At 46.3% G+C, this 11,170-nt stretch carries 10 protein-coding genes; 1 reads left to right on the top strand and 9 read right to left on the bottom strand.

All coding sequences use genetic code 11. The annotated features are described in order from the left end of the window. Positions 1-2: 2 nt before the first annotated feature. From SHD_RS17560 to SHD_RS17600, 9 genes are all read right to left on the bottom strand, one after another. Positions 3-635, bottom strand: coding sequence for an NADH:ubiquinone reductase (Na(+)-transporting) subunit D (locus SHD_RS17560; protein WP_023268355.1), 633 nt, complete (start codon positions 633-635; stop codon positions 3-5). After that, the gene (locus SHD_RS17565; RefSeq protein ID WP_011621732.1) at positions 635-1,423 is read right to left on the bottom strand and encodes a Na(+)-translocating NADH-quinone reductase subunit C; all 789 of its coding nucleotides are present in this window, start codon (positions 1,421-1,423) and stop codon (positions 635-637) included. The genes SHD_RS17560 and SHD_RS17565 overlap by 1 nt, the downstream gene beginning before the upstream one ends. Further along, a complete protein-coding gene (locus tag SHD_RS17570; RefSeq protein ID WP_023268357.1) occupies positions 1,416-2,615 on the bottom strand; it encodes an NADH:ubiquinone reductase (Na(+)-transporting) subunit B in 1,200 nt (399 codons plus the stop codon). The genes SHD_RS17565 and SHD_RS17570 overlap by 8 nt, the downstream gene beginning before the upstream one ends. Next, positions 2,615-3,949: a Na(+)-translocating NADH-quinone reductase subunit A gene (locus tag SHD_RS17575; protein ID WP_023268358.1), complete on the bottom strand. Its 1,335-nt coding sequence runs from the start codon at positions 3,947-3,949 to the stop codon at positions 2,615-2,617. The genes SHD_RS17570 and SHD_RS17575 overlap by 1 nt, the downstream gene beginning before the upstream one ends. Before the next feature lie 403 nt (positions 3,950-4,352). Beyond that, a complete protein-coding gene (locus tag SHD_RS17580; RefSeq protein WP_039978635.1) occupies positions 4,353-6,404 on the bottom strand; it encodes a TonB-dependent receptor domain-containing protein in 2,052 nt (683 codons plus the stop codon). Positions 6,405-6,552: 148 nt separating this feature from the next. After that, positions 6,553-7,062, bottom strand: a complete 510-nt coding sequence (luxS, locus tag SHD_RS17585; protein ID WP_023268360.1) for an S-ribosylhomocysteine lyase — start codon at positions 7,060-7,062, stop codon at positions 6,553-6,555. A gap of 155 nt (positions 7,063-7,217) precedes the next feature. Continuing rightward, positions 7,218-8,333, bottom strand: coding sequence for a TRAP transporter substrate-binding protein (locus SHD_RS17590; protein ID WP_023268361.1), 1,116 nt, complete (start codon positions 8,331-8,333; stop codon positions 7,218-7,220). A gap of 200 nt (positions 8,334-8,533) precedes the next feature. Next, positions 8,534-8,854: a BolA family protein gene (locus tag SHD_RS17595; RefSeq protein WP_023268362.1), complete on the bottom strand. Its 321-nt coding sequence runs from the start codon at positions 8,852-8,854 to the stop codon at positions 8,534-8,536. Positions 8,855-8,987: 133 nt separating this feature from the next. Then, positions 8,988-9,647, bottom strand: a complete 660-nt coding sequence (locus SHD_RS17600) for an alpha-ketoglutarate-dependent dioxygenase AlkB family protein (RefSeq protein WP_023268363.1) — start codon at positions 9,645-9,647, stop codon at positions 8,988-8,990. 189 nt (positions 9,648-9,836) lie between these two features. Between SHD_RS17600 and SHD_RS17605 the strand changes: the two genes are divergently transcribed. Then, positions 9,837-10,970, top strand: coding sequence for a methyltransferase (locus SHD_RS17605; RefSeq protein ID WP_023268364.1), 1,134 nt, complete (start codon positions 9,837-9,839; stop codon positions 10,968-10,970). Positions 10,971-11,170 lie beyond the last annotated feature (200 nt).

Below are 11,170 nucleotides of genomic sequence, written 5' to 3' on the forward strand. Positions count from 1 at the left end.
AATTACCCTTTTGCTTCAACTTGCTCTGGCTTATAGGTACGAATAATCCAAATCAGCATACCGATCAGGAAGAACGCACTCGGCGGCAGTAATAACAGACCGTTTGGTTGATACCAGCCACCTTCAGAGATCTTGTGCAGGATTTGAACACCGAACAGAGAACCGTTACCAAACAGTTCACGCACGAAGCCAACGGCTAACAGAATCGCACCGTAACCTAAACCGTTACCGATACCATCCATAAAGCTCATCATTGGCGGTGTTTTCATCGCATAGGCTTCAGCGCGACCCATTACGATACAGTTCGTAATGATAAGGCCCACGAATACCGATAACTGCTTAGAAATCTGATAAGCATAAGCCTGCAGCAATTGGTCAACCACAATTACCAGAGAGGCAATAATGGTCATCTGTACGATAATACGTACGCTGCTAGGAATATGGTTACGGATCATTGAGATAAACAGGTTAGAAAACGCTGTTACCGCAGTTAATGCCAACGCCATTACCAGTGCAGTTTCGAGTTTGCTCGTTACCGCTAACGCACTACATACACCAAGGACTTGTAATGCAATCGGGTTGTTGTTGACGATAGGTCCAGTCAGAACCTGTTTCAGTTCTTTAGCGTCAGACATTAGCTGAGACCTCCATTGCGTGCTTTTTCAATGAAACTCGCAAAACCTTCTTTACCTAACCAGAATGTCAGAGAGTGTTGAACACCGTTACTGGTCAGAGTCGCGCCGGATAATGCATCCACACCGTATTCAGTGCTAGCAACAGCTGGATTTTTAGTTACGCTGATAGCAATATTACCTTGCTCATCAAATAACTTTTTACCGTGCCATTTCGCTTTCCACTGAGCGTTTTGAACTTCACCACCAAGACCAGGGGTTTCGCCTTGCTCGTAGTACACTAAGCTTTGAATCGTGTTCAGATCAGCATCTAACGCGAGGAAAGCATACATAGTTGACCACAGGCCATAACCATGAACTGGCAGGATCACGCTGGTTAACTTACCTTGTTCGTCACGCACTAAATAAACCACTGCATCTTCAGCAACACGCTTAACCGAAGCGATGTCGTTTTCAGGTACAAATGAGGTCTTTACATCACGAGACGCTTTACGTTGATCGAATGTATTGGCATCAACACCTTCAACCCAATCACCGGTTTTTAAGTTAACTAATTTAGCTTCGATGTGCTTGCTGTAAGTATCCAAAATCTGAGCTTTGGTCACTTTACCCGCTTTAGTGTCAATCAGACCCGCAGCTTCGAGGATGTACTTTTGCTTATCAAGCAGCTTGTTTTCTGCTTGAGTTGGGCGCAGTAATACTGCCGCAGTCGACACGAATATCGCACAAATTAGACATAAGCCAACGACGATAAATAACGTTCTGCCGAACGAATCTTTATTACTAGCCACGAGCAATCCTCCGCTTGATATTTGCCTGAACCACGAAGTGGTCGAACAATGGCGCGAACAAGTTAGCAAACAGAATCGCTAACATCATGCCTTCTGGGAATGCAGGGTTAATCACGCGGATAAACACAGCCATTGCACCAATCAAGATACCGTATGCCCATTTGGCTTGGTTAGTGAATGACGCGGACACTGGGTCAGTCGCCATAAACATCATGCCAAATGCAAAACCACCTAACACTAAGTGCCAGTACCAAGGCATTGCAAACATTGGGTTAGTGTCGCTACCAATCACATTTAACAGTGTAGAGATAGCAATCATACCGACCATCACACCACCAACGATGCGCCATGAAGCGATGCGGGTATAAATGATAACCAGACCACCTAACAGAATCGCCAGAGTCGATACTTCACCCACAGAGCCAGGGATGAAACCGAAGAACGCATCCCACCAGTTTTGGTTGAAGGCATAATCTAAGGTACCCGCTGCCGCTTGGCTCAGCGCCGTTGCACCAGAGTAACCGTCAGCCACCACCCAAGTAGTGTCACCAGACATGTTCAGTGGGTAAGCAAAGAACAGGAAGGCACGACCAGCTAGGGCTGGGTTTAAGAAGTTACGACCCGTACCACCGAACACTTCTTTAGCCACAACCACACCGAAGGTGATACCTAAGGCCACCATCCACAATGGGATAGTTGCAGGCAGGGTTAACGCGAACAGGATAGAGGTAACGAAGAAACCTTCGTTAACTTCGTGGCCACGGATAGCAGCAAACAGCACTTCCCAAATACCACCGACGGCGAAAGTCACCGCGTAGATAGGTAGGAAGAAACAGGCGCCGTACCACATCAGTGCAGGCCAGCCAGAGTTGGCGGTCAGTTCGGTACCGAACATGCCAAATAGGCTCACTTGCCATACGTCAGGCGTTGCAAAACCCGCGATTAACGCAAGTTGAGCTTGCAGACCGACGTTGTACATACCGACGAACATCGCTGGGAAGGCACAGGCCCAAACCGTGATCATCATACGTTTCAGGTCGATATTGTCGCGAACGTGGGTTTTGCCCTTGTTCACTTTACCTGGCGTATAAAAAATGGTGTATGCCGCTTCGAAGAGGGCATAAAACTTTTCGTATTTACCGCCTTTTTCAAAGTCGGGTTCAATACGTTCGAAAAAATCTTTCAAGCTCATTAGCCTTCCCTCTCGATCGTATCTAAACAGTCACGCAGATATGAACCGTAGTCATATTTGCCTGGACATACGAACGTACACAGTGCGAGATCTTCTTCATCCAACTCTAACGCGCCCAATGCGGCAGCACCATCAAAGTCACCTGAGATCAGGTCACGCAGCAACATAGTAGGAAGAATATCCAATGGCATTACACGCTCGTAGTTGCCAATTGGCACCATAGCGCGGTCTGAACCACCTGTACTCGTTGTCATATTGAACAGACGAGAAGCGCTTAAGTGGCCTAGGAATGCACGGGTAATAGAGTATTTGTTTGAGCCTGGTAACACCCAACCAAAGAATTCTTTTTCAGTGCCTTCTTCTAACAGACTGACCTGGGCGTGGTAACGACCTAAATATCCTTGAGGACCTACCGCAGTACGGCCATTGAGCACAGAACCTGAAACAACACGTACGTTACCGTCTAAGGTTTCGCCCGCGGTCAGTTCAGTCATGCTTGCACCTAAAACAGTGCGAACCAAACGTGGCTTAGCCGCTTTAGGACCGGCAATCGCAACCACACGTTCGGTATTTAGTTGACCAGTAGTAAATAGCTGACCAATGGCTATTACATCTTGGTAACCGACATGCCAAACAGTACGTTTTGCAGAAGCTGGAAGTAGGAAATGGATATGAGTACCAACTAGACCCGCTGGGTGAACACCGGCAAATTCTTCAACTTGGGCATTAGCGGCAGGAATATCGGCACCAGGCGCTTTACAAAGGTAAACTTTACCTTCAGTAAGTCTTGCTAAGACCTTAAGACCATTAGCAAAATCTTCTTTATGCTCGCGGATCACTACAACAGGATCGGCAGCATGGGGTTGTGTATCAATCGCGGTTACAAAAATACCAGCGGCAGAAGAGTCTACGGCAGGCACTTTGCTGAAAGGACGTGTACGCAATGCAGTCCATAAGCCTGACTCAATCAGGTTGTCACGGACCAGTTGCGAGTCAAGCGTATCGAGAGCAGTGGCGTCATACTTAGCAAAGGCAACGCTTTCGTTCCCTTCTACTTGAATAACAACAGACTGCAGCACACGCTGGGCGCCCCGGTTAATGTCTAATATAGTACCACTGGCTAAAGCCGTATATTTTACGCCAGGATTTTTCTTATCTTCGAAAATCACCTGACCTTTTTGTACTTTATCGCCCACTTTGATCTTCATCGTTGGACGTAAGCCAATATACTCTTCACCCAAAGTAGCTACATGTTTAATGGCTGGGCCATTATGGATAACTTGCTCTGGTCCGCCTGCTATAGGCAGTTCCAATCCTTTCTTAATTGTAATCATATCCACAAGCACTACGTTTTGAAGGAAAGACAATGCGCCGCGTTCCTGCTAAATACTGAGGTTTTAAACAAAACCTACTGCATTGAGCTAGCGCAGATTTATCACAGAAATGCGATCGCAATCACGCTGGTCGCGCGCATTTTACCCCAATTACCGAGGCATCGCCACGAAAATTATAGGTGATTTCAAACCTCAAATGAGGATTTAAAAGAATGATGCACTACAGCGTTCACCTTCCGACCGAGTGAGGGCTCAGAAAGAGAAAATATTACGGTCGTCAAGTACTATAACATTAATTTTTAAAGAATTAATTTAGCGAAAGGTCGATACCTCTTTGTACAGACGAGCATATCAATCCTTTCGCTTTCTTCTTGAATAATCTTTAAACAAGATTTAATTCAGTTTAGAAACGCCATTGATAGCCTAAATAGCTGATCCGTCCATTTTCAGTCCGAATTCCGCTATTAGATGCTGTGGTAACTAAAGACTCATCGAGTAGGTTTTCGACGCGAATATACAACCTATGGTGTTTATCAAAATCATAGTTTGCCGCTAAATCGACCCGCCATTGACCTGAGACTCGATGCAGCTCGCTACCAAACTGACTGAAATCGCGCTCAGATTGATAGTTAGCCTCTAGATTTAGTTGATATTCGCCATAGTCAATCCCCGCACTCAATTGCAATTGATGTTCGGGTAACCAAGCTAATCTATCTCCTTCTAGGACGCAGCCTTGAATATCGGTACAAGTGTTGCTTTGATACTCGGCGCTAAGATATTGATAATTTAGCCCTAAGGGTAATTCAAATTCCCCCAAACGCCAGCGATAGCCAAGGCCCAGTTCTACGCCATAGCTAAGCACATCGGGAATATTCTCTTGAGTAAACAAACGTGCATCGGCGCACATCGAGTAGCTATCACAATCCACATGCATGTTATCAAACTCTTGCACATACGCCCGTAAATCGGCTTTTATCCCCTCACGCGCATATTGGGCGTTCACTTGATAGTGGAGCGACACCTGAGCCTCTTGGGTAGAATTTCCCGCACTCGCCGCAGTCCAAGCTCGACGGATATCAGTACTAAAACGCCAATCGCCCGCATCATAGAGCACGCCAAATTGCGGCATCCAATCACTATCAGAAAAATCGGCTTCATTTAGCCCAGCAACGGATTGAGTGACTTCACGATTGACACTGACATGCTCGTAAGTGAGCCCTAACTTGATTTGCATTCCCAGCAAGCGCCATAAAGAGTCGATTGCTGACGTCAATGCCGTGGCATCATCTGTATAAGCTAATACGGCACTTGATTCATCTGAGACAATACTTCTATCTGCTTGCCATAACGCCGTTTGCTCACCAAAGCGCATTTCGGCTTTATCTGTATGATAACGAGCGCTATAGTTAATTTGATGTTCGCCGTATTGGTTTATAGCTTGGGTCTGGGCACCAAAAGCGCTGTAATCGTTATTTTGGACGAGTAGATTTAAATCGGCGCCATTTGCACTGGGATTTCGATCAAAAGCCGAGATGCTTGAAAGCGTTGCTGCGTCAATCTCTTGCCCATTAAACAAGCCAAGCTGATTCAGCTGTTGTGAATAGGACTGATAGTAAAAGTCGCTGAACACTTTACTGCCACTTAAATCTACTTGGTGTGACAACTGATACTTGTGCTGCCGCCCTTTATGCTTATCCTTCGCCGTTGCGGAGTATAAGAGTAAGGGATCCTTCTGCAAGTCCGCCGCGGTGACGCCAAGCTGCGAGCGATAGCTATCGTCATCGATAAATTGGTAGGTAAATTCCGTCTGCTGAGGACTGCGGGCCCCGAGTAAACTGGCGGCGTTGACCTTAAACAGCAGATCAGTTTTTTTTCTATCGGCATCACTGCCATTTAAAAAATTCGCATCACCTTGTTCTTTTGCATAATTTGCGGCTAGTAAGACACCATATTCTTTCTGTTTAAGTCCCCAATTCATACCTGCATTGACATCAGACTCCGTCGAACCTTCAACCGTAAAACGGCCTGATTGAGGTCGGTCTTCGATATCAAGGCTTTGATAACTCACCACACCGAAAGCGCCCTGACCGCCCACCGACATATTTGCTAATGGTGTGCTAGTGACATTCTGCTGTAGTAAAAGGTTGGGTAGTAACTGTAACTGCGGCGCCGAATAAGGTGCGGGTGAGAAATACACCCGATCTTGCATCACTGCCACACCTTGGCTGGCGGAACGCATACTGATATTCGCGGTATTGCCACTGTGATCACCCCGCTGCAAGGTTAAGCTATTTAAGTAGCTTAACTGCATCCCATCATCACTGGAGTGATACTGGTTATTGAGCTCAATAAGATCCAGCGTCTGAGAATAAAGAGGATTTGCATTGAGTGGATTGGTGTAAACACAGGAAACCGCAAGCGCGGTCATCGATATCACAAAATAGCGACTGGACATACCAAGCTCCCAAAAGTGTTTGTTAGCGTACGGCGTTTTTGTTGTTATTTTGTAAAATAGCTGAATTTATTTGAAAAAAAAAGCGACAAATGTCGCTTTCTTGACGCTAAAGCCTCGAATCAAGACATCGCATGTTGCGGTGCCCCCATCAAAGTTTACCTAAGATCTCATCGCTGAGTTTTAAATCATCGTTGCGGTTAACACTCACACCTGCGGCGATAATGTTACGGGCGATATCCTGTGCTTGCTCTAAAGAGTGCATCTGATACGTGCCACATTGATACTCATTAAGCTCAGGAATTTCAGATTGCTCAACCACTTTGAGCACATCTTCCATCGATGCAAGCCATGCATCGGCCACTTGGCGCTCAGTTGGTTCACCAATTAGGCTCATATAGAAACCAGTGCGGCATCCCATTGGCGAAATATCAATAATTTCAACATCGCTGCCGTTTAGATGATCACGCATAAAGCCTGCAAACAAATGCTCTAATGTGTGAATGCCACGCTCGCTGAGAATATCTTTATTTGGAGTACAGAAACGCAGATCGAATACGGTAATCGCATCGCCTTTTGGGGTACTCATATGTTTGGCAACACGAACAGCAGGCGCATTCATCCGTGTGTGGTCAACGGTAAAACTATCTAGTAGTGGCATAGGGATCTCCAAATTCTTAGGGCGATACAACCGCTATCGGTTCATGGCCGAAAGCATAACATCAAATGGATTAGGTCGATAACAAGTTAATGTAAGATGAAATCATCTCATATCAATCAGACGCTAATATGAACATTCTGTTCAAATAAGCCGCATTAATGTTGCCTCTGTTGACTGTAGGCATCTTCAGAAATTTTATGATATTCGCGAACACCCTGCTCATAGGCATGGTAAGCACGATACACTTTACGCATCATAGGATCCTGCTCTGCCTGCTCTTCTATCACTTGTAGCGAGATACGTTCAAGTTCAGTGAGCACTTCGGGCGGAAAAGCTTTAAGTTCAACCCCCTCATCCTTAACTAAGGTTTCAAGGGCTGAAACATTACGTGTAGTATATTCATCCAACATATCTTGATTGATGGCGCGAGCAGCCGTTTTGACTATGGCTTGCAAGTCTTCAGGTAGACTCTCAAAAGCCGCTTTGTTGATCAAAAACTCCATATTGGAGCCTGGCTCATGCCAACCGGGATAATAGTAATATTTAGCGACTTTATGTAAACCAAAGGCGAGATCGTTCACTGGCCCGACCCACTCAGCGGCATCAATCGAACCTGTTTGCAAGGCGCCATAAAGCTCCCTTCCCGCCATATTAACGGGGACGGCACCGACACGCTTGAGCACTTCACCACCTAAACCTGGCATACGGATCTTTAAGCCTTTAAAGTCGGCAATGGTGTTGATGGGTTTATTAAACCAGCCACCCATTTGCATTCCCGTATTGCCACCCGCTAATGGGATAATGCCAAAGGGACGATAGACTTCTTCCCACAGCGCCATGCCGCCACCATAATGGAGCCAACCATTCATCTCTTGGGCAGTCATTCCAAAGGGAATCGAAGAAAAAAACTGTGACGCGGGTGCTTTCCCCTTCCAATAATAGGAGGCGGCGTGGGCCATTTGAATTTTACCTTGGCTAACACCGTCAAATACGGCAAAAGCAGGCATTAGTTCACCCGCACCATAAACTTTAATTTGCAAACGGCCGTGGGACATCTCGTTCACCAGCTTCGCAAAGCGCTCTGGTGCCATGCCTAAACCGGGAAAGTTCTTCGGCCATGAAGTGGCCAATCGCCATTCAATCACCTCTTGGACTGGCATTGCGTTATAGTCGGGGGCAGCAGAAGTTGGCTCAACGTTCTTGGATGAAGGATTGCATCCGCTAAGCCCCAAAAACACTACCGCAGCAAATAGCCCCAAAAAATAACGCATTACGCACTCCCCACATGCAAAAAACAATTAACACTCTGATAAATAGCACTCTTTTTTATTGAACGATGAGCGCTTAACTCTTTATGAAAACATATTGTTAACACAGAATTTTCAGCAGGGAAACCGTAGAATGTCTTCAAATTGACATAAAACAAAAAGCCACTTCTGGAAGTGGCTTTTAAATAAAGGCTTAATTTGGGCTAACCTCGGCAATTAGGGGTTTTAGGCACTTCAACATCTGCGGCCCATTCACTTTGAGTGAAAGTATGAATAGACAGCGCATGCACACCATTAGCTAATTCATCGGCTAAACAGTTGTTTACTAAACGATGGCGGGCAAGCAAACGAAGCCCATCAAACTCATCACTGACAACAACCACTTTAAAGTGAGTCTCTGAATTTGGCGGAACATGGTGACGATGGCTTTCATTAAGGACTTCTAAATGAGTTGGCGAGAAGCTCGCAGTCAGCTTCTGATCAATGGTCTGTGCCACAGTGCCCTGCGCATGGTTATTGGACATATTCAAATCTCAACATGGGAAAATCCAGTGGCGGCAGAGTACTGCTTCAAGTACAAAAGATCAAATCTCAGCACCGGCTTTGTGGCGTAAAACTCTGCAAATTTAGTAACAGTATGAAATAATTTAGCTTTAATCAGCCATGATAATTAACAATCAATTGCCTAAAGGTGTAGTTCCAGCGGGGTTCCTTAACCTTTAAGCGCTTAGGCACGCTGTGTAACCAATCTTGCTGCATTGGCCAGTGCATAATCAGTAAGTCACCACTGTGTAAGCTAATCGTGTATTTCACCTTGCTGTGTTTATGTTTAATCACAAAATCCCGCGAGGCGCCAAGGCTGATAGAGGCAATATCACTGCCGCTCGCAATCTCGGGCTCATCATCGCTGTGGGCGCCCATGCAATCTTGACCATCGGCATAACGATTCACTAACACGCCATTGCTACCTAGCGCAAAATCCCGCTGCAACTTGTCACGCAACTTTAGCAAATACTTAGGCCAAGGCAGAGCACGAATAAATAGCCCTGAATATAAATAGTCACACCCCACATCGCCATACCAAACCTGTTGCCTTGGAATGGCATGATATTCGCCAAACACTTGAATTTGTGGTCGGCTCAGAGGATAAGATTCGGCCTCCTTAAGTAGGGCATTCTGCTGCGCCACATTCAAATAATCCCTAATTAAAGTGACAGGCGGCTCGACTTGTGCCTCACCTTGATGATAGGCGCAAGAGATGCCGCTATCAGCTTCAAGATTGACCTCTGTTTCGAGTCCTAAATCGACTTGTTTCATACAGCACCTTATACCACTGACGACTGTGATTGCCCCATCCAATCCCCCATAAATGCATGAGCGGATACACAACCTCAGGCAAGCATCGCACGATAAGGGGAAATCTGCGATAATCTGCGCCTTATTTAATTGGCGCTGTTTTAATGGCAGTGTTTTTATTCGCACCGTTTTTATTGGCTTAGCACAAAGATGACGACACAATTTTCAGTGGCAGGGATTGAGCTTGAACTCTTTCGCTACCCCGCTTCGCAGGAATCCAATCTCCAAGCTTGGGATGCGGCAGACGAGCATTTGATTAACACCCTAGTCGAGGGCGGACAGACCGCGGTGCCAACGGCCATTATCAACGACAGCTTTGGCGCCTTAAGTTGCGCCCTATCGCGGCTCAACTCCGATTGGCCACTGAATGTCGAAACCGATGCCAGAACCAGTTTTTTAGGTGCAGAGCAAAATCATCATCGCAATCAGTTACCTATGGATAACCTAACCTGGTTTACCAGTCGCGATACCTTGCCAGGCGATATCGCCCTCGTATTGATGAAGCTGCCCAAAAACCTCACTTACTTTGCCCACCAGCTGATGCGCTTGTCCCAAGTGTTGCCCGCTGGCTGCAAAGTGTTGGTTGGCGCAAAAGCCAAGTCTATCAACGCCAGCTTATTGGAAGTATTCGCCAAACACTTAGGGCCAGCGAGCGCCAGCCTCGCGTGGAAGAAAACCCGCGTCATCACCTGTATTAGCGACGGCAAGCCACGCGCCTTACCGAAGGAAGTCACCTGGGATATTCCTGAATTTAACCTCCACATCAGTAATTTAAGCAATGTGTTTGCCGCCAATAAACTCGATATCGGCGCGCGCATTATGTTGGATAATCTCCCTCAGGGCGATTTTAAAACGGTTGTCGACCTAGGTTGTGGAAATGGCGTGCTCGGTCTGCGTGCGGCCCAGTTATACCCTAATGCCGATATCCATTTTATTGATGATTCCGAAATGGCGGTGGCCTCAGCCAAAGCCAATTGGGCCAGTAATCAACTCCCCGCAGATAAAGGCCATTTCCATTGGGATGATTGCATGACCCATTTGCCCGATGGAGTCGAACCCGATTTAGTGCTCTGCAATCCGCCCTTCCATCAGGGCGAGGCGATAACCGATCACATTGCTTGGCAGATGTTTTTAGATGCGCGACGCCGACTCAAAAATGGTGGCATTTTACATATAGTGGGGAATCGCCACTTGGCTTACCACGTGAAATTGCAGCGCTTATTTAAAAACTGCACCACAGTTGCCTCCAACGGCAAATTTGTCATCCTGCAGTCGCAAAAATAACCACTTTTATACGGCAAAGATAGGGCGAAATCATTGTGCTATCTTTGCCTCATCTACTCCACTTTCGCATGCGCACATACTGAGTAACGGCTTTTTACTAGCCGTTATGCCTAGTTGTCAGTACAATCTTTCACAGTAAAAGCATAAAAGTGAGTCACTTAGACTTTTATGCCCCATGGATATGGAAAGCATATTTAGGA

The organism is Shewanella decolorationis S12, assembly GCF_000485795.1.
Lineage (GTDB): Bacteria > Pseudomonadota > Gammaproteobacteria > Enterobacterales > Shewanellaceae > Shewanella > Shewanella decolorationis.